Source organism: Bacillus sp. JK62, assembly GCF_053663455.1.
Map to the genome: position 1 here is coordinate 147,759 of NZ_JBSJQA010000007.1, position 16,475 is coordinate 164,233.

A 16,475-nucleotide genomic window follows, 5' to 3' on the forward strand; every position below is an offset into this window, starting at 1 on the left:
TTTCTTTATTTAATAAGGCTCTTTGAGCAATCGATAGCATTCACCGATGATGTCTTGGACGCCGGGCGTTCCCTTTATCTCGCGGCGGACGATTTCAGATGAGAGATTCTGCACCTGTAATGCCCGCTCCGCCCGTCTTTCAAAGTATGATTGACATGCAGTTTCATGGTTTTCGTGCTTTTGCAGTTCTTCACTAAGCACAATCGCGTCTTCAATCGCCATCGCCGCTCCCTGCGCCAATGTCGGCGCTCCTGCATGGACGGCATCCCCGCCCAGAACGACGCGGCCTCTGTGCCACGGTTCTTTGACCGCCATCTGCTCAATCTTATGAAACAAAACGGGATATTCCTTTGACATATTCTCTGTCACAAACTTCACTCCCGGAATTCCGCGCAGCAAGTCTCTCACCCGTTCAAAACGTGTGTCCTCGTCATCCCTGAAGTCAGCGTCATACGGCCGGATGATAAATACATATCCTGTTTTTTCAGAGAGCGGCACGACCCCGACCTGCGTCTGCCCTTTTTTATACATCAGTGTCGAATCATGAAATATCGGCTCGGGAAAAGAAATGTAAAATCTGTGCGCTCCCATGCCTAGATACTCTGTTTTCACTTCCCTTTGCAGCATTTGATCGCGGACAGCGGAGCGGATGCCGTCAAAGCCGGCGAGAATGTCAGCCGTCATCGCGGCTCCGTCTCCACAATGCACCGTTATTTCATCTGCCGTTTCTTCGTAAGACACGACTTTTTTACCGGGCAGAATTGTGACCCCCGCCGCTTCAGCATGCTTTTTGAGGATATCGTTTAACGTTTGCCGCAATATATTATTCCGCCCCGGCAATGAATCATCTAAAAACGCCTCACTCACTTTAAACTGCAGCGTTCCGTTTTCATCATGCTGCTTCAGCCATTCCGTTTGAAAGCCGTGTTGGCAGCATTCATCATACACACCGATTTCCCGAAGCACCCGAAGCGCATTTTGAGGCTGAAGAATGCCCGCTCCGCTTTTTCGCATGTCGGACGCCGCCTCGCAAAGGGTCACTTCAAAACCCGCTCTGCCGAGAGAAATCGCTGCGGACAGGCCGCCGATCCCTCCGCCCGCTATGATGATCTTTTTCACTTCATGGTTCATCACGATACCGCCTTCTCTATTTATTTATCATTCATTAACTATTAGCCACCTTACTATACAGGCTGAAAAACTGTCAATCTTTATAGGTTGCCTTTTGAATCCGGCAAGCTTATACTTTGAACCACTAAAATAGTACGGAGGCTTACAAAAATGGAGTTGAGACATTTGCCGGATTACTCGCAGATTGCCGGACGCGCTGAGATTTACGCCGATATGGATGCTGAATCATTGAAAACATTTTTGACGTTATTTGATATGTCTAAAAAAATGAATCAGGTCATGGAGCATTATTTCTCAAGTCACGGATTGTCCGAAGGGAAATTCAAAATTTTAATGTTTCTGTTTGACGCACCCGGCCACAGCCTGAGTCCGACGGAGCTGGCGAAAAAATCCAATGTCACCAAAGCGACCATCACCGGATTGATCGACGGACTCGCACGGGACGGCTTTGTAAACCGCAGCCGGCATACCGGTGACAGACGAAAAATCAGCATCGAACTTACAAGGGAAGGAAAAGAAAAGCTGATGCTGTTTCTTCCCGGCCACTTCTCCAACATTTCAGCAGTCATGGAAAGCTTCACTGCTGGAGAAAAAGCGGAATTGACAAAAATGCTTGAAGTTTTATTTGATAAGCTTTTGCTGTTTTCCGGAGACAGAACATAAAGTAGTATCGTAAAAACAAAGGCAAATTTCTATGAGATAGAAATTGAAGTAAAAAGATGAGGGTTATAAAAAAACAGCCTGCACATTTGTTTGTTCAGGCTGTTTCAGAAGAAATAATTTTAAAATTACTTTCTCTTCACTATAAATGCAGGTGTTTTAATGCTGGAAGTTACATTTGTATATCGATTTTTAGTCTTCAACCTCACTCTCACACTATTTGATCCTTTTTTTAACGATTTTTGATTTGAGAGTTTAAATACTTTTTTAGGTGTTGAGTGACTGAAAGAACCTTTCTTTGTTTCATTAGCCACCCATTTTGAACCGTTCCAAACATCAATTGTCATGGAATAATCAAATGTTGCGATTGTCCCGCCCCCATATGATGCTACACAATCAATAGAAGTAGCTTTTGCAGAATAAGAATCCGCATCGGTACAAACTCTCAATACATATGTTGCATAATCTGTACTACAAGGCATAATATCCTTCCCCTTTCAAATTTTTTGAAACAGGTTTGTTATTATGACAAACCCTCCGTTCACTTCTAGCTGGCAAACGTATGACAAAGGGGATCTCATGGCTTATGAGATTAAAAATTCAAAACTCTTAGAATTAACAAAAGGCGCCCCTCTTAGCAGGGCGCCTTTTTCGCGCGGTTAATCATCACTGTTTAAAATCCCGAAAAACCGAAGCAGGTTGATAAACAAGTTGATAAAGTCGATATAAAGCGTCAATGCCATCAAAGGAATCAGGTCAGCCGTGATGTCCCGGTGCTTGATCTGGTTCAGATCGTATAAGATGTACATTGAAAACACAATCGTTCCGATGACGGAATACGCCATCATGGCGGCGGAATTCAGCGGGCTGAAAATATTAAAGATCCCCACTGCGAGAAGCGCGATAAGAGCGACAAGCAAGAAGGACCATAAAAACGACAAGTCCTTTTTCGTTTTAGCGCCGATCGTGCCGAGCACCGCAAAAATCAAAAACGAAGAACCGAATGCCTCCAATACGACATAGGCTCCGGCTGCGGACGCATAATGGCTGATGATCGGAAACAGCGTCATTCCGGAAATAAAAGCGAATGAAAAGACAAACACATATCCGACGGCTTTTTTTCGGCGCAGCCAAAATGCGGCGATGATCATGATGACCTCCAAGACCGACAGCGGCAGCATCAATGCCGGCGGAATGAACTGGCCCGTATACAGGCCGATTGTCGCAACTAACAGTGTAAACACAAATACCGTTATAATGCGCTGCATAATAGATTGTTTGCTCTCATAAGCAGCAGTTTGCATGTCAAAAGTCCTCCCAAAAAATGATCGTGATAGGTCTATTATAAATAAAATGGGAGAAATTTGCATGATTTTAAGAAGATTTTAAGGATGTCAGGCCTGACGTTTTGCTGCGCACTCCTGCATATCCATGAAATCATGCAGTTTTTTCGTCAATCCGCCGTGCCCGAATCGGATATTCCCCTTCTGCCCCGGCGTTTTCACGAAATCAAGGAATGCCAGCACATAAATACGCCTGACAGGAATCGGAATGACGCCCGCATCATAAAACCAGCCATCAATTGTATTGAGCACGCCTTTATTTATGCCGTATTGCTTCGTGCACCAATGCAGAAAGCGCACTTCGGGCAGGTGCAGATACCGGCTCTCCCGGAAAGGAACAGTTGAATGCTTCATATGTCGCCTCCTGTCATTGGCTGTTTTTTAAGATTGTTTTACTTCTTTGCTCTTCAGGGAAAATCGATATTTCTCCACCTTATCAATTTGTGTCACTTGGGAATTATGAACCGTAATCTGAACAGTCCCGAAATCGAGCGTTTCCAGCGCACTGATAATCTTTTCGATCACATGCGGATCTACGTTTCCTTTGGACGTCATCATGCTCCCCCTTTATGTCTGGCCGTTCGTCTTTTGACAATGAGTGTTTTAATTCATACTATTCTGATAAGAAATATATAATTATACTATTATGTTTTCATTCAGAAATCAACAGCATTTACACAATTTTCGGATATGTTTTCTTTGCGAAAACTTTCACTTCCTTCGCTTTGACATAAACCGTGTCGCCGACGCCCGCCCCCAAGGCGTCATATTGCTCTTTTGAGAGCTCAATCTCCAAGTGCTGGCCTGTGTCGGTACGGACGGCTTCCAATCTGACGGACGGTCCGATGGCGCGGATATGAGCCGTCTTTGCTTCAAATGAATGCAGACCGGACGGTTTTTTTTCTACGGTAAAATGGTGCGGCCTCACATAAGCGATCCCCTTGTCCTGATCAGCATGCCCGACAGGTATTGCTGCGTTTCCGGTGATCAGCTTTCCTTCCTCCACTCTTCCTTCAAATACGTTGACACTGCCGAGAAAGTCGTACACAAACGGATTTGCGGGGTGATCATACACCTCCTGCGGCGTTCCGATCTGTTCAATCGCACCTTCATTCATAATGACGATGCGGTCGGCCACATCAAGCGCTTCTTCCTGGTCGTGAGTGACGAAAATACTTGTCATGCCGAATTCATTATGAAGCCGTCTGAGCCATTGCCTTAACTCTTTTCTTACTTTGGCGTCAAGCGCGCCGAACGGTTCATCCAACAGCAGAATGTTCGGTTCTACGGCCAAGGCGCGTGCGAGGGCGGCTCTTTGTCTCTGTCCGCCTGACAGCTGCGAGGGATAGCGCTTTTCATAAGGTTCCAGTTTCACAAGCGCCAGAAGCTCTCTCACCTTTTCGGCAATTTCCTTTTTGGCGGGACGCTGCTTTCGCGGACGGACTTTTAATCCGTAGGCGACATTTTCAAAAATCGTCATCTTGCTGAATAACGCATAGTGCTGAAACACAAAACCGACATGTCTGCTTTTTACATGCGTATCCGTCACATCTTGTTTTCCGAACAGGACACGTCCCCCATCCGCCTGCTCGAGGCCGGCAATGACTCTCAATAATGACGTTTTGCCTGAGCCTGACGGGCCGAGAAGCGCAACCAGCTCGCCATTATTGACGTGAAGATTGATATCCCGCAATGCCTGATAGTTTCCGTAATGCTTAGAAATAGTGTCGATCGTAATCTCCATAATGACTCCTTCCTCATCCGGCTTTGACAGAACGATAACCGGCTTTCCATTCAATGATGTTTTTCAAAAACAGTGTCGCAATCGCAAAAACCGACATGACGGAGGCCGCCGCAAAAGCGGCCGTAAACTGATATTCGTTGTACAAAATTTCGATATGAAGCGGGAGCGTGTTGGTAACACCCCTGATATGACCGGAAACGACTGATACGGCGCCGAATTCGCCGATTGTTCGGGCCGCGCTCAAAATCACCCCGTAGATCAGCCCCCATTTGATATTAGGAAGCGTCACATGCCAGAACGTTCTCCAGCCACCAGCACCAAGGGTGACGGACGCTTCTTCTTCAGCATTTCCCAAGCTTTGCATAAGCGGTATTAATTCCCGGGCAATGAAAGGGAGCGTCACAAACAAGGATGCAAGCACGATTCCCGGGACTGCGAAGACGATTTTTATCTGGTGATCAAGTAAAAATGGACCAAGCCAGCCGTGAAGCCCGAACAAAAGGACAAAGATTAAGCCCGCGATTACCGGAGACACGGCAAACGGCAGATCAATCAGTGTCAAAAACAGACTTTTCCCCCTGAATTCATATTTGGTCACAGCCCACGCCGCGGCGACGCCGAACAGCGTATTCAGCGGAACCGTGATGAAAACGACGAGGAGCGTCAATTTCATCGCGGCAAGGGAATCCGGATGCGTGACAAAGAGGATATATGCTTCCGCTCCCTTTTTAAAAGCTTCAATAAATATAAATGCAAGCGGCATGATTAAAAATATGGACAAAAAGAGCAGGACCGCTGAGATCAGCACCCATTTCACAACGGGTGATTCCCGCATCTCCCGCTTTGGCACGGCTGTTTTCGCTGTTTCCAGCTGCATGGCATATCCCCTACCTTCCTGCGTATTTTCTCGCGGTGAGCCATTGCAATCCATTGATGATGAATAAAATGAAAAATGTGATGACAAGCATGACTGCCGCAACAGCTGTTGCCCCGGCATAATCGTATTGCTCTAATTTCGTCATAATGATCAGCGGGGAAATCTCGGTTTTAAACGGCATATTGCCCGCGATAAATACAACAGAACCATACTCCCCGAGGGCGCGGGCAAAAGATAATGCGAAACCCGATATAATAGAAGGAAAAAGCTCCGGCAGAATGACCTTTTGGAAGGTTTTCCATTTCGAAGCTCCAAGTGACGCAGATGCTTCTTCCGTTTCCTTTTGGAGATTTTCTAAGACGGGCTGAACCATCCTGACGACAAAAGGCAGCCCGATAAACGTCAATGCGATGACAATGCCGATCGGTGTAAAGGAAATACGGAAAGGAAACAGCTGTCCGATCCAGCCGTCCGGTGAATACATTGCCGTTAATGTAATGCCTGCGACGGCGGTCGGCAGCGCAAACGGCAGATCAACCAGGCCGTCAGCCAGCCTTTTCCCCGGAAAGTCATATCTCGTCAGCACCCAGGCGATGACAACGCCGAAAACCGCATTGATCAAAGCGGCGCAGCCCGCCGTCAAGAAGCTCAGCCGATAGGAAGCCGCGGCCCTCGGCTCAGAAATGATATGCCAGACGTCCCCGGGCCCCATTGACATCGTATGAAAAAACACCATGGACAGCGGCACGATAACCAAAACGGCCATATATAAAAATGTAAATCCCATCGTTAATCCGAACCCCGGAATCACGGACGGTTTTGTTTTTTTGAAAAGTAACGTTCTCATACTCGTTTCCTCTTTCTATTTCTCATAGATGCTGTCAAAGGTTCCGCCGTCATTGAAATGGGTTTCCTGCGCTTTTTTCCAGCCGCCGAATTCCTTTTCGACCGTCACCGTTTTAATCTGCGGGAATTGTTTTTCATACTTTTTCAGAACCTCTTTATCGCGGGGCCGGTAAAAATTCTTCGCGGCGATCTCCTGCCCTTTTTTGCTGTAGAGGTAGGACAAATATGCTTCAGCCGCTTTTTTTGTTCCTTTTTTATCGGCGGTTTTGTCGACAACAGAGACAGGAGGCTCAGCCAGAATGCTGATTGAAGGATTGACAATCTCATATTTCTCCTTGCCGAATTCCTTCAGTGTGAGATAGGCCTCATTTTCCCAGGCGATCAGCACATCCCCCATCCCTCTTTCTGTAAAACTGGTCGTGGCTCCGCGCGCCCCTGAATCAAGCACTTCCACATTGCCGTAGAGGTCTTTCATAAACTGTTTGATTTTCGTGTCGTCATGATGATACGTTTCATCGGCATATGCCCATGCCGCTAAATAGTTCCATCTGGCTCCGCCCGATGTTTTCGGATTGGGCGTAATGACCGAAACGTCCTTTTTCACCAAGTCAGCCCAATCAGTGATGTGTTTCGGATTCCCTTTTCTGACTAAGAATACGATGGTTGACGTGTAAGGAGTTGATTGATCCGGCAGACGTGACTGCCAGTTTTGATCAATGAGTCGGGCTTTTTCTGCTATCGAATCAATGTCATAACCTAAAGCAAGCGTTACGACATCAGCGTCGAGTCCGTCTATTACGGATCTGGCCTGCTTCCCCGAACCTCCGTGCGACTGCTGAACGGTTACATCTTGACCCGTTTTCTTTTTCCAGTAGGAAGAAAAGGCCTGATTATACTCTTTATACAGCTCCCGTGTCGGATCATACGATACATTCAGCAGCTGAACGGTCTTTCCGTCTGATGACGCGCTGCCGGACTCAGATTGACAGGCTGACAGCGCCCCTGCCAATAAGATCAATACTAAAAATGCCGCTGTTTTTTTCATGTGCCTGATTTCTCCTCTCTTTTTCCGCATAAAAAAAGGCATATTATCCCCTTTCAAAAAAGGGAAATAATATGCCTTCAGTTGACTGATGGGCAATTATACCGGTATCAGATTTGGGCAGAACGGCCAGCTTTCGTTTGTGTACGATCAGCTATTTGTGCCGGTTCGATGTGTATAAGAATAATTCAAACTATCCCTAGCTGTCAACTAAGTTTTAGAATATTTAAATTGTTTTCCGCTGACAAAAAAAGCGCCCCGCCTCTGGCCGGAGCACCTTTTTTCTATGCTTTTGCTTCCTCGATCACACATGTGACACCCATGCTGGCGAGCGCCTGCTCCAGGGAGCCGTAAGTTTGATACTCTGAAAAATCAAGTCCCAATTGGATAGAAGTCTGTGCCACATCAGGCCGAATGCCGGAAAACACGGTTCTGATGCCGAGGAGAAATAACGTTTTCGACAGCATATACAATTGCTGCGCCACCATCGTATCGACAATGGGCACACCGGACAGATCAATCACAAGGTTTGTGATCCGTTTGGCGACACAGTTTTCCGGCACCGACTCCAAAATCACACGCGCCCGTCTTGTATCAATCGCGCCGATAAGCGGCAGAGTGCCGATCGTATCCGCGATCAAAATAACCGGACAGCTCAATTCGGAAATAAGCTCCTGCTGAGATGACAGCCTCGCGATCATTAATTTCTGAAACTGTTCAGTAAAATCCGTCATCAGCTGATCAAACGAGCCGTTGACAATGTAATTCCAGCGGCGGGCATCCTCATTTGTTACAATGTCCTGATGCTCATCCATAAAACGGGTGACCGCCTCCCAAAAGACAGTTCTTGAATTGCCGATCGCCTCAACGACCTCATGAACCTCCGCGTCTTGCTCCACTCTGCTTTTCGCTACCTGTGCGGCCCATTTTTCTTTATTATGCTGAAAAACGGCCGGATCTTCCAAAAAAGCGCTTGCGATGACCGTGTTTGTAAAGGTATGCTGCTCGATCAGCAGCCGTTTCATTTCCTCACTTAATTGATCCGCAGAATAAAAACGCCCTCTCAGCTTCCGTCTCAGTTTAAGCCATTTTTCCGTCAGCTCTGCCGAATGTGTAATAATATAATCATGAAGTAATTGGTCTTTGTTCACTGCCGTCTCCTCTTTCAAGAATATGTACTTTTGTCTAAATTATAAATCGGAATCGCCAATCGCACTAGAGAAATTAAAAAAAGCCGGCACATTAAAGCTTTTGATTGCTTTTTTCGGCAGGAGGATACACTATAAAAGAAATGAAACAGGAGGTCAGTATGATGATCAAAAAAATCGCGACAGTTGCCGTATACACTGATGATCAGCAAAAAGCGAAAACATTCTGGACGGAAAAAGCGGGGTTTGAAACCGTCGCCGAGCATCCGATGGGACCGGGCGCCTTCTGGCTTGAGGTAGCGCCCAAAGGGGCCGCCACTCATTTGGTTATTTATCCGAAATCGATGATGAAAGGGGCCGAGCATATGAAGGCTTCTATCGTATTTGAGTGTGAAGATGTCTTTGCCGCATACGAACAGATGAAAAAGAACGGCATCACCTTTTTAGATGAACCGAAACAAATGGAATGGGGCAGCTTCGTGCAATTTAAAGATGAGGATGGTCATGTCTTTCTCCTGAAATCGTAATCCGTCAGGCATCTCAATTGACTTTGAGAATCATTTTCATTTAAAATATTGGATAAAGCGTGAAAATGATTGGAGAGCTGCCAGATGTTTGTGCAAATCAGAAAAATGACCGTAAAAGAAGGACATGCCGACAAAGTAATCGAACGCTTCAGTTCAGAAGGCGTGATTGAAAAGCAGGAAGGTTTGATAGACGTAACGGTTCTGGAAAAAAAAGTCCGCCGCGGTGATGAAGAAGTCGTCGTGTTAATCCGCTGGGAGTCTGAAGACCATTGGAAACAATGGGAAAAAAGCGAAGACCACATCGCGGCCCACAAAGCAAACCAAGGCAAGCCGAAACCTGATTATATGCTTGGAACGGATGTCGGTATGTATCATGTCAGAGCCGTTAAAACAGGCGTACACGAAAAATAATAAAGAGCATTTGCCCCAGGGCAATGCTCTTTTTATTTTTTCTCCTCATACGGCAGGACAAACAGCGGTTTATCGGGCTTCCATTCCGCATACAGCACGTCCTCCGTTTTTTTGATGTTCAGCTTTTTCAGCTCCTGATTCAGCTGCTTTTCTTCCAGCCCGGCTTCTTTCAGATTTTCATACAGCACTTCGCCGTCAATAATCAGCGTGACCGGCAAAGAGACCTGCTTCGGCTTTATTTGCATGTCGCCGTTTTTCGTCGTGTCATATTGGAATTTCGGCAGGACGCTGACCATCCCGTTTGTTTCTAAAATTGCGTACTCCGCTTCCTGTATGGAAAAGCAATTCGCCTGTCTGAGAAGGCTTTGCAATTGATTAATGTCCAGCTTATTCTTTTTCAGCACATCATATTTCAGTTTTCCTTTATGTATGATAATACTCGGCTCGCCTTCCAACAGCTTTCTGGAGCTTTTTACTTTCTGCGTAATCAGTTCGATGAGATAAATTAAAACCCCCCATAACAGAGAAGCAAAAATGATTTCAATAATCCTGACGCCTTTATCATACACCGCATTTCCGACCAGTTCGCCGAGGATGAGCGCGGAAATAAAATCAAACGGCGTAATTTGCGAGAATTGAGTTTTTCCAAGCAATTTTAAAATCACAAATAAAATACCCAAGCCGCATACTAACTCCCAAGCCACTGTAAGTAAATGTCCCATATTCGCACCTTCTTCTTAAAAGTCATTACCATTATGGACATCCGCCTGTTTTCTATACAGCGGCCGGCAATACACAAAAAAACGCAGCCGAGGCTGCGTTTTTTTCACTTCTGCTTACTGTTTTTGATTCGATCTGACGACCCGTAAGCACACCTCAGCGGCATAACCGGCTACCGCTCCGGAACCCGCAAACATCGCGGCAAGCCCCAAGCCCATTCCTTCCCAGCCGCCGACACCGAAAATGCTGTAAACAACCGTACCGAAAGCAGTCAGGCCCAGCACCGCCAAAAGGCACTCAGGCCACATCTTTTTCGGCCATTTCTTACGGAGCACAGCCGATACGGCAAAGTTAAGACAAAATGCGGCCAGACAGATCAGATAAAAAAACCCCATGTCTTTTGCACCTCCGTCATGAGGAGCTTTTTATTTGCTCACCTTTTTTTCAAACAAATGATAACCCGGCGCGAGTCCTTTTGATTCGTACCCCATTCCGCTGTAAAACGACTGAAGCGCCTTGTTTTCAGCCACGCAGTCGAGCCGGATTTTCGTTTTTCCCGGACAAGACACACCCGTCTCCGCCCAAGTCATGATTGTCCGGCCGAGCCCCGCGCCTGCAAACCGCCTGTTAATCGCCAGCCGGTGGAGATATACGGACTCCTCATGTCCTTCATCGCCCCATAGACGTCTGTCCCACCCGCTTGCTTCGGGAAGCAGCATGACGACGCCTGCCAGCTCTTCATTCTGCCTGAATAAAAAAACATACCCTTTGGCGATCGCCTCCCGCATATTGTGGGTATCTTCCCCTTGCAGAAGGCCGCTCCACTGGTTCGACCCTTTATCGCGAAGCCATTCTGCCGCTTGCACGAGCAGATCCATAACCTCTTCTTCATCATCCTTCCGGGCGGAGGTGACCCGGAATGCCCCCGCCTTCTCCTCCGTAATCGTAAATGGTGTCATAAAATCCTCCTGTAATCAGAATATTCGACACCTTTATTATAGACCAAACGCAGAAAGGAAAAAAACAGCCGTCATGTTTGAGGGCCGTTTAAAAAATTTTCTTCTTATCACGTTCTTCTTTTAAAATCTCAACCGCTTCCCTGAAACGCATAGAGTGAACGATTTCACGCTCACGCAGAAAACGGAGTGAATCATTCAGGTCAGGATCATCGGAAATATCAATAATCCATTGATACGTCGCTCTCGCCTTTTCTTCAGCCGCAATATCCTCATATAAATCAGCAATCGGATCTCCCTTCGCCTGTATGTAAGACGCTGTGAACGGAACTCCGGCCGCATTGTGATAAAACAGCGCGCTGTCATGGTTGACGTAATGATCACTGAGCCCTGCATCACGCAGCTGCTCCGGTGTCGCATCTTTTGTCAGCTTATAAATCATCGTCGCAATCATTTCTAAATGCGCAAACTCCTCCGTGCCGATATCCGTCAGCAGGCCGATCACCTTATCAGGAATCGTGTAGCGCTGGTTTAAGTACCGGAGCGCTGCGGCCAATTCGCCGTCCGCCCCGCCGTATTGTTCAATGAGAAACTTAGCCAGCATCGGGTTGCATGTACTCACTTTAACCGGATACTGCAGCTTTTTTTCATATACCCACATTTACAGATCCCTCCTTATACTTGCCATGGCCAAGGACCGCGGCCCCAGTCCCATTGAGCGCCGGCCTGACTCACGCCGAATTGCAGAAGCGGTCCGTACTCAGGTTCAAACCGTTTTCTCAGCTGCCTTGAGTACCGGGAATATTCATGAAACTGCTGAAGCGCGAGACGGTCATGGGGATGCGTATCCAGATAAAGCGTCAGCTCCACCAAGACAAAGTCCGCCGCCTGAATTTGCTCCAGCAGCCGATAGTATTCATCATCAATCTTTTTCGCCATATTCGATTCCCCCCCGATAAGGATTATCATAGAAATCGTAAAGATCCTTCCAAAGGGTTCCTTTTCTCAATGCCTCCATCGGAGAAAACTGCTCCAAGTGATACGGCTGAAACCGCATATAAAGATGCGGCGGCGTTCTGTAGTATTTTCTTCCGATCGGCGGGCAGGGATCAAACCGGCTGTGGAAGGGTTTATAGGATTTGACCGGTGTAAACGGCTGATTTTCTTTCATTACGATCCTCCTTTCCTAAACACATGACCTTAATAGGTATGAATCCGTATCAACATTTATGCCCTGTAAGAAAATAAAAAAGCCCGTTAAAAACGGACTCAATGCGGCTCATCTGGAATTTGAAGTAAAAAAATCATAATGAAAAATCTGATTGAAAGCGCTGATAATGTTTCAATGTATATTCCGTAAGTCGTCGATCATATTCAGGATATTCATATCTCAATAAAACAGCCACTGACGTTGAATATGCTCTGAAGAGATCCTGGCAGTCAAACAATGCCTTCCACACGCTTTCATACGTATTGCCGACATAAGTATTCAGCAGAATTTCCCAATCTTTCGCATTCATGTAATGTTGAATATACTTATAATTCTTCCCTACACTTAATGAAAACTGATTCTCTATCCCGATATTCCACGCAATCATACGCAAAACATTAGGCCTTAAAATGTCATTCATATGATCCAGCGCAAACAGTATTTCTTTACGCATTAATCCTTTAATCACATAGGTTGAAACCATCCAAAATTCATTGCAGCAATCATCAAACTCTCTGGGGGTCGGTTTCTTTATATGATATTGTTCATCACTCGCAATCATCTTACTGTTGATTCGGTCATCCTTGTCTAATACTATTTCCGCCAAACCATCACTCTGTGTAAAATAATTCTCTGTTTGACTCAGAGGGATCAAAGTTAAGTCGATTTTATGATGATCTTTAAAAAGCATGAGATAGGAGAACCAGTCTCCGAGTTCCGGAGGGAAAAGTTCCATATCTTCAGGTTTTTGCATCATCATTCTTTCGCCAAACTGATCCAGCCAGCTTTCGTCAGATGTGAAAGAGTCCATATCGGTCACAAAATAAGAAATATCATAGTCTTGAAATTTGTCTCTCGGTACATTTTTATTGGTTCTTGATCCCTCTAAAGTGACAAGACGGATTCTCTCGTCCTTCATCGCAATATCAAGAATCAATTTCATCATTTCGTCTTCACTTCTCACATGTAAAACCTCCCGATAAAGAGTTTTTACAGATCATGCTTTTCAGTTTATAAACAACTTGCTCATGATTTACAGAAATGTCATATGTACTTGATGATTTTGCTCCAATCGTAACACAGCTGCAAGAACATGAGAAGAGCACTCTTGCTGTTCCAAGAGTGCTTTTCCCGAATGGTCAGATAAATTGGCTGTCCCGATGATGATGATGATGATGGAACGGGTAGCCGCCGTAACCGCCAAAACCGCCGTAACCGCCAAAACCGTATCCCGGGTAGCCGTAGCCTCCGCCGAAACCGTATCCCGGATATCCTCCGAAGCCGCCGTAGCCACCGTAGCCTCCGTAACCTCCGTAGCCGCCAAAACCGTACCCCGGGTAGCCTCCGTAGCCTCCATAGCCGCCGCCGTAAATCGGTCTTCTTTCATTCATGATTTATCGCTCCTTCACATAGGTTACAGTCCAGTTTATGACATGCGGAAGGAAACGTATGGGCATCCGCCCAGTTTTGGTGAAATAATCAATAATTGCTTACGGAGAAATACGATACAGGCCGGCCGCATAAGCAAAATAAAAAGGCCGGAACTTATGCCGTCCCGGCCTTTTTGTCTTTATTCGCCTAAATCCACATTGTGATAAACCTGCTGTACGTCTTCGAGGTCTTCCAGCACATCGATCAGCTTTTCAAATTGAGCTTTCGCATCTTCCGGAAGCTCGACTTCATTTTGCGCAAGCATCGTCAGCTCCGCAACCGTGAACTCTTCAACGCCGGCATTTTTGAATGCCTCCTGTACGGCATGGAATTGATCAGGCTCGGCATACACGATAACACTGTCATCCTCTTCTAAAATATCGCGCACGTCCACATCAGCTTCCATCAGCAATTCCAGCGCTTCATCCGCCGTCTTGCCTTCAACGCCGATAACGGCGGTCGCATCAAACATGTAAGCGACAGACCCGCTCACACCCATATTTCCGCCGTTTTTCCCGAATGCGGCGCGCACTTCAGGCGCCGTGCGGTTTACATTATTCGTTAACGCATCAACGATGATCATTGAACCGTTCGGCCCGAAACCTTCGTAACGCAGCTCGTCAAAGTTCTCCTCCGCGCCGCCTTTCGCCTTTTCAATCGCACGCTCAATAATATTTTTCGGCACACTGTACGTCTTTGCGCGTTCAAGCACCACTTTTAACGCCTGGTTCGATTCCGGATCTGGCTCGCCTTGTTTTGCCGCCACATAAATCTCACGGCCGAACTTCGCGTAAATCCGGCTCGTATTTGCGTCCTTTGATGCTTTCTTTTCTTTAATATTGTTCCACTTACGGCCCATTTTGTTCCACTCTCTTTCACGAATTGAATCTGTATGATAAATACTCTGCTTCTATTATACCTCAGCGGTTGGGTTGTTTCGAGTGTAAGACATTAGAAAAAACAGGCACGCTTAAAATCACCGGAGCGCAGTAAGCCGAATTTGAGGATTATTGTACAAAACATAAAAAAGCCCCCCTTCATACAGGAAGGAAGTCGCAAGCCAAAAGATTCATTTTATTCTTATTACCTATTTCCTACACTGTATATCCTGACTCACGTGGTAAAATTTTGATATCGAACAAAAGAAAGGATATGGTCATGAAAGTTTTCGAAGCAACCACCCTCCTGGCCGCCGCCAAACAGCGCGCGGGTGAATACAAAAAACTGCGCGGCCAGATGGTTAATCTGAAAAAAGCGTTTCAAGGCATGGCTGATCTTGGTGACAATGATTTCTCAGGCCGGGGCGCAAATAACATCAAAGCTTTTTTCAAGGACCACGCCGGCGTCACAGACAGCTGGCTTGATCTGATCGACATGAAAATCGCATTTCTCACAAGCCTTCCCGGTAAGGTCGAAGATGCCGGACTTTCCAATTCGCATGTGGAGGAATCATTTCTGGAGCATGAGCTCACCCACGCCCTCAGTAAATCAAAGGCGATGATGGAAGAGCAGAAAAAGGACATGCGCTCCATCCTCGGTGAGATCGATGACATCATCTCGCTTGATCTGTTTTCAACGGAAAGCACAGATCAGAAGCTTTCTTCAGCTGACAAAAAAAGAAGCGAAACGATACATAACTCGGCAAGCTTGATCACGATCTAACGAAAGAATACGCAGAAACCGAAGCGAACGAACAGTTCATCCAAGCTGACTTCCAGCAGCTTCAAAATGCCACGGGCAAAGGAAAAAGCGCCACGCCGCTTCACTACAACGCCAAGGCGTACCGTGAAAGCGACATCCATAAGAAAAAAGGCGAGATTGCAAGACATTCGGATGCTTATTTGACGATTAAAAAGGAAGAGGCGAAAGAGCGTGAAATCAAGGATCTGAAGAAAAAGCTGGCCGATGGTGTCACCGATCCGGATGAGTATTTGGAAATCGCGAAGAAGATCGGCTATGAAAACCTTGAACCCGCTCAGGTGGAATATGTGATGCAGCTTGAACAAGCAAAACAGCTCGAAGAAGTCGGAGAAACGGCTTGGGATATCGTCAAAGGAATAGGCGTCGGCCTTTATGATGTGGGAAAAGACACCATAACAGGCGTCAAAGATCTCGCTGTCGGCGCATGGGATTTTTACCATCTCTCCGATGAACAAAAAGTCGCTAAAACCATATCGGCTGTATTGAACACACCCTCCTACGCAAAAATCATATGGACAAACCTGGCGGATTCGTGGAATGATAAAATGGTTAACGGGGATGCGTATTCAAGATCACATTACATCACCTACGCCATCGGGAGCATCGTCGGACTAAAAGGTTCCGGCTCAGCTGTAAAAGTATCAAGCAAGCTCGCCAAAACAGGTGCCGCCAAAGTGGATAACGTCTTGGAAGCCGGTGAAAAAGCGGCTGCAAAACATGTAAAAACC

The 16,475-nt window shown here is 46.3% G+C and carries 22 protein-coding genes and 1 pseudogene; 4 read left to right on the forward strand and 19 right to left on the reverse strand.

Annotated features, from left to right (window positions below; translation table 11 throughout):
• Positions 1–9 precede the first annotated feature (9 nt).
• Positions 10–1,131 (reverse strand): FAD-dependent oxidoreductase, encoded by a 1,122-nt coding sequence (locus tag ACWJJ4_RS17505; RefSeq protein ID WP_454021842.1) that lies wholly within the window; start codon positions 1,129–1,131, stop codon positions 10–12.
• A gap of 150 nt (positions 1,132–1,281) precedes the next feature.
• On the opposite strand from ACWJJ4_RS17505, the gene ACWJJ4_RS17510 reads away from it, so the two are divergent.
• Positions 1,282–1,794, forward strand: coding sequence for a MarR family winged helix-turn-helix transcriptional regulator (locus tag ACWJJ4_RS17510; RefSeq protein WP_146276298.1), 513 nt, complete (start codon positions 1,282–1,284; stop codon positions 1,792–1,794).
• Between the two features lie 125 nt (positions 1,795–1,919).
• On the opposite strand, the gene ACWJJ4_RS17515 is transcribed toward ACWJJ4_RS17510, so the two are convergent.
• From ACWJJ4_RS17515 to ACWJJ4_RS17555, 9 genes are all read right to left on the reverse strand, one after another.
• On the reverse strand, positions 1,920–2,273 hold the full coding sequence (locus tag ACWJJ4_RS17515) for a hypothetical protein (RefSeq protein ID WP_015416996.1): 354 nt from the start codon (positions 2,271–2,273) through the stop codon (positions 1,920–1,922).
• 177 nt (positions 2,274–2,450) lie between these two features.
• Positions 2,451–3,095 carry a Bax inhibitor-1/YccA family protein gene (locus tag ACWJJ4_RS17520; RefSeq protein ID WP_070081484.1) on the reverse strand — a complete coding sequence of 215 codons (645 nt, stop codon included), beginning with the start codon at positions 3,093–3,095 and terminating at the stop codon, positions 2,451–2,453.
• A gap of 90 nt (positions 3,096–3,185) precedes the next feature.
• Complete coding sequence (locus ACWJJ4_RS17525; protein WP_146283738.1) at positions 3,186–3,488, reverse strand: hypothetical protein; 303 nt, start codon at positions 3,486–3,488, stop codon at positions 3,186–3,188.
• Between the two features lie 27 nt (positions 3,489–3,515).
• On the reverse strand, positions 3,516–3,689 hold the full coding sequence (locus ACWJJ4_RS17530) for a YezD family protein (protein WP_003155693.1): 174 nt from the start codon (positions 3,687–3,689) through the stop codon (positions 3,516–3,518).
• Positions 3,690–3,807: 118 nt separating this feature from the next.
• Complete coding sequence (locus ACWJJ4_RS17535) at positions 3,808–4,878, reverse strand: sulfate/molybdate ABC transporter ATP-binding protein (protein ID WP_102422895.1); 1,071 nt, start codon at positions 4,876–4,878, stop codon at positions 3,808–3,810.
• A gap of 13 nt (positions 4,879–4,891) precedes the next feature.
• Positions 4,892–5,755, reverse strand: a complete 864-nt coding sequence (gene cysW, locus ACWJJ4_RS17540) for a sulfate ABC transporter permease subunit CysW (RefSeq protein ID WP_454021837.1) — start codon at positions 5,753–5,755, stop codon at positions 4,892–4,894.
• Between the two features lie 10 nt (positions 5,756–5,765).
• A complete protein-coding gene (gene cysT, locus ACWJJ4_RS17545; protein ID WP_060674487.1) occupies positions 5,766–6,602 on the reverse strand; it encodes a sulfate ABC transporter permease subunit CysT in 837 nt (278 codons plus the stop codon).
• 15 nt (positions 6,603–6,617) lie between these two features.
• Positions 6,618–7,646 (reverse strand): sulfate ABC transporter substrate-binding protein, encoded by a 1,029-nt coding sequence (locus ACWJJ4_RS17550; protein WP_063174337.1) that lies wholly within the window; start codon positions 7,644–7,646, stop codon positions 6,618–6,620.
• 281 nt (positions 7,647–7,927) lie between these two features.
• Positions 7,928–8,794: an STAS domain-containing protein gene (locus tag ACWJJ4_RS17555; protein WP_063174331.1), complete on the reverse strand. Its 867-nt coding sequence runs from the start codon at positions 8,792–8,794 to the stop codon at positions 7,928–7,930.
• A gap of 161 nt (positions 8,795–8,955) precedes the next feature.
• Here ACWJJ4_RS17555 and ACWJJ4_RS17560 point away from each other — a divergent pair, with 161 nt between their 5' ends.
• Positions 8,956–9,318, forward strand: coding sequence for a VOC family protein (locus tag ACWJJ4_RS17560; protein ID WP_007408938.1), 363 nt, complete (start codon positions 8,956–8,958; stop codon positions 9,316–9,318).
• Between the two features lie 84 nt (positions 9,319–9,402).
• Positions 9,403–9,729: a heme-degrading oxygenase HmoA gene (gene hmoA / locus ACWJJ4_RS17565; RefSeq protein ID WP_003155696.1), complete on the forward strand. Its 327-nt coding sequence runs from the start codon at positions 9,403–9,405 to the stop codon at positions 9,727–9,729.
• Between the two features lie 32 nt (positions 9,730–9,761).
• On the opposite strand, the gene ACWJJ4_RS17570 is transcribed toward hmoA, so the two are convergent.
• The 9 genes from ACWJJ4_RS17570 to ACWJJ4_RS17610 all read right to left on the reverse strand — a co-directional run bounded on the left by ACWJJ4_RS17570 (position 9,762) and on the right by ACWJJ4_RS17610 (position 14,905).
• Positions 9,762–10,451, reverse strand: a complete 690-nt coding sequence (locus tag ACWJJ4_RS17570) for a YetF domain-containing protein (RefSeq protein ID WP_024084984.1) — start codon at positions 10,449–10,451, stop codon at positions 9,762–9,764.
• Positions 10,452–10,565: 114 nt separating this feature from the next.
• Positions 10,566–10,844 (reverse strand): YesK-like family protein, encoded by a 279-nt coding sequence (locus tag ACWJJ4_RS17575; protein WP_454021838.1) that lies wholly within the window; start codon positions 10,842–10,844, stop codon positions 10,566–10,568.
• 30 nt (positions 10,845–10,874) lie between these two features.
• Positions 10,875–11,408, reverse strand: a complete 534-nt coding sequence (locus ACWJJ4_RS17580; RefSeq protein ID WP_060674483.1) for a GNAT family N-acetyltransferase — start codon at positions 11,406–11,408, stop codon at positions 10,875–10,877.
• Between the two features lie 88 nt (positions 11,409–11,496).
• The gene (cotJC, locus tag ACWJJ4_RS17585; RefSeq protein WP_003155700.1) at positions 11,497–12,066 is read right to left on the reverse strand and encodes a spore coat protein CotJC; all 570 of its coding nucleotides are present in this window, start codon (positions 12,064–12,066) and stop codon (positions 11,497–11,499) included.
• Between the two features lie 14 nt (positions 12,067–12,080).
• Complete coding sequence (gene cotJB / locus ACWJJ4_RS17590; RefSeq protein WP_003155702.1) at positions 12,081–12,344, reverse strand: spore coat protein CotJB; 264 nt, start codon at positions 12,342–12,344, stop codon at positions 12,081–12,083.
• The gene (cotJA, locus tag ACWJJ4_RS17595) at positions 12,328–12,576 is read right to left on the reverse strand and encodes a spore coat-associated protein CotJA (protein ID WP_003155704.1); all 249 of its coding nucleotides are present in this window, start codon (positions 12,574–12,576) and stop codon (positions 12,328–12,330) included. Before cotJA ends, cotJB begins: the two co-directional genes overlap by 17 nt.
• 133 nt (positions 12,577–12,709) lie before the next feature.
• The gene (gene ant(6), locus ACWJJ4_RS17600; RefSeq protein WP_413354069.1) at positions 12,710–13,579 is read right to left on the reverse strand and encodes an aminoglycoside 6-adenylyltransferase; all 870 of its coding nucleotides are present in this window, start codon (positions 13,577–13,579) and stop codon (positions 12,710–12,712) included.
• A gap of 175 nt (positions 13,580–13,754) precedes the next feature.
• The gene (locus ACWJJ4_RS17605; protein ID WP_454021839.1) at positions 13,755–14,006 is read right to left on the reverse strand and encodes a spore coat protein; all 252 of its coding nucleotides are present in this window, start codon (positions 14,004–14,006) and stop codon (positions 13,755–13,757) included.
• A gap of 179 nt (positions 14,007–14,185) precedes the next feature.
• Positions 14,186–14,905, reverse strand: a complete 720-nt coding sequence (locus tag ACWJJ4_RS17610) for a YebC/PmpR family DNA-binding transcriptional regulator (protein WP_003155709.1) — start codon at positions 14,903–14,905, stop codon at positions 14,186–14,188.
• A 299-nt stretch (positions 14,906–15,204) separates the two neighbouring features.
• Between ACWJJ4_RS17610 and ACWJJ4_RS17615 the strand changes: the two are divergent.
• Positions 15,205–16,475 (forward strand): annotated as a pseudogene (locus ACWJJ4_RS17615) (ribonuclease YeeF family protein); the annotation flags it as partial.

Bases quoted from the DNA above. Each gene is read 5' to 3' on its own strand.
- ACWJJ4_RS17505 (WP_454021842.1), bottom strand. From the start codon at position 1,131: ATGAACCATGAAGTGAAAAAGATCATCATAGCGGGCGGAGGGATCGGC.
- ACWJJ4_RS17510 (WP_146276298.1), top strand. From the start codon at position 1,282: ATGGAGTTGAGACATTTGCCGGATTACTCGCAGATTGCCGGACGCGCT.
- ACWJJ4_RS17515 (WP_015416996.1), bottom strand. From the start codon at position 2,273: ATGCCTTGTAGTACAGATTATGCAACATATGTATTGAGAGTTTGTACC.
- ACWJJ4_RS17520 (WP_070081484.1), bottom strand. From the start codon at position 3,095: ATGCAAACTGCTGCTTATGAGAGCAAACAATCTATTATGCAGCGCATT.
- ACWJJ4_RS17525 (WP_146283738.1), bottom strand. From the start codon at position 3,488: ATGAAGCATTCAACTGTTCCTTTCCGGGAGAGCCGGTATCTGCACCTG.
- ACWJJ4_RS17530 (WP_003155693.1), bottom strand. From the start codon at position 3,689: ATGACGTCCAAAGGAAACGTAGATCCGCATGTGATCGAAAAGATTATC.
- ACWJJ4_RS17535 (WP_102422895.1), bottom strand. From the start codon at position 4,878: ATGGAGATTACGATCGACACTATTTCTAAGCATTACGGAAACTATCAG.
- cysW (WP_454021837.1), bottom strand. From the start codon at position 5,755: ATGCAGCTGGAAACAGCGAAAACAGCCGTGCCAAAGCGGGAGATGCGG.
- cysT (WP_060674487.1), bottom strand. From the start codon at position 6,602: ATGAGAACGTTACTTTTCAAAAAAACAAAACCGTCCGTGATTCCGGGG.
- ACWJJ4_RS17550 (WP_063174337.1), bottom strand. From the start codon at position 7,646: ATGAAAAAAACAGCGGCATTTTTAGTATTGATCTTATTGGCAGGGGCG.
- ACWJJ4_RS17560 (WP_007408938.1), top strand. From the start codon at position 8,956: ATGATCAAAAAAATCGCGACAGTTGCCGTATACACTGATGATCAGCAA.
- hmoA (WP_003155696.1), top strand. From the start codon at position 9,403: ATGTTTGTGCAAATCAGAAAAATGACCGTAAAAGAAGGACATGCCGAC.
- ACWJJ4_RS17570 (WP_024084984.1), bottom strand. From the start codon at position 10,451: ATGGGACATTTACTTACAGTGGCTTGGGAGTTAGTATGCGGCTTGGGT.
- ACWJJ4_RS17575 (WP_454021838.1), bottom strand. From the start codon at position 10,844: ATGGGGTTTTTTTATCTGATCTGTCTGGCCGCATTTTGTCTTAACTTT.
- ACWJJ4_RS17580 (WP_060674483.1), bottom strand. From the start codon at position 11,408: ATGACACCATTTACGATTACGGAGGAGAAGGCGGGGGCATTCCGGGTC.
- cotJC (WP_003155700.1), bottom strand. From the start codon at position 12,066: ATGTGGGTATATGAAAAAAAGCTGCAGTATCCGGTTAAAGTGAGTACA.
- cotJB (WP_003155702.1), bottom strand. From the start codon at position 12,344: ATGGCGAAAAAGATTGATGATGAATACTATCGGCTGCTGGAGCAAATT.
- cotJA (WP_003155704.1), bottom strand. From the start codon at position 12,576: ATGAAAGAAAATCAGCCGTTTACACCGGTCAAATCCTATAAACCCTTC.
- ACWJJ4_RS17605 (WP_454021839.1), bottom strand. From the start codon at position 14,006: ATGAATGAAAGAAGACCGATTTACGGCGGCGGCTATGGAGGCTACGGA.
- ACWJJ4_RS17610 (WP_003155709.1), bottom strand. From the start codon at position 14,905: ATGGGCCGTAAGTGGAACAATATTAAAGAAAAGAAAGCATCAAAGGAC.